Here is an 855-nt window from a genome sequence, read left to right on the forward strand (position 1 = left end):
CGCGCGGCCGGCCGCGCGGGCGTCGCGACCGGATCAGTTGGCGTGCAGGGCGTCGTTGAGCTCGACGGTGCGGCCGGCGCGGGGGAGGACCTCGACCACGCCGGAGGTGGAGTTGCGACGGAACAGCAGGTTCGGGACGCCGGAGAGCTCCACGGCCTTCACCACGGTCGGCTCCTCGCCCTCGCGCAGCACGGTGACGCGGGTGCCCGCGGTGACGTAGAGACCGGCCTCCACCACGGAGTCGTCGCCGATGGAGATGCCGATGCCGGCGTTCGCGCCGACGAGCACCCGCTCGCCGACCCGGACCTTCTGGGTGCCGCCGCCGGAGAGTGTGCCCATGATGGATACGCCGCCGCCGAGGTCGGAGCCGTCGCCGACCACCACGCCGGCGGAGATGCGGCCCTCGACCATGGAGGTGCCGAGGGTGCCCGCGTTGAAGTTGACGAAGCCCTCGTGCATCACGGTGGTGCCGGTGGCGAGGTGGGCGCCGAGGCGGACGCGGTCCGCGTCGCCGATGCGGACGCCGGAGGGCACCACGTAGTCGGTCATGCGCGGGAACTTGTCCACGCCGTAGACGTTGACGGTGCCGCGGGCACGCAGCCTGGCGCGGGTCAGCTCGAAGCCCTCTACGGAGCAGGGGCCGAAGTTGGTCCAGACCACGTTGGTGAGCAGCCCGAAGACGCCGTCCAGGTTCAGCTCGTTGGGGCGCACCAGGCGGTGCGAGAGGGCGTGCAGGCGAAGCCAGGCGTCGAGGGCGTCGGCGGGGGCGGCGTCCAGGTCCGCGGTGACCTCGACGACCTCCTGCGTGGTGCCGCGGTCGGCGTCGTCGGCCGCCGCGGCCCGCAGGGTCTCGGC

General features: G+C 73.5%; 1 protein-coding gene. It reads right to left on the reverse strand.

Features of this window, described 5'->3' with window-relative positions; genetic code table 11:
- Nucleotides 1–33: 33 nt before the first annotated feature.
- Nucleotides 34–855 (reverse strand): 2,3,4,5-tetrahydropyridine-2,6-dicarboxylate N-succinyltransferase (gene dapD / locus AC2W7A_RS12940; protein ID WP_485991682.1); only part of this gene is annotated, 822 nt, incomplete at its 5' end.

This window comes from Micrococcus sp. LASM2_SD2 (assembly GCF_057364565.1).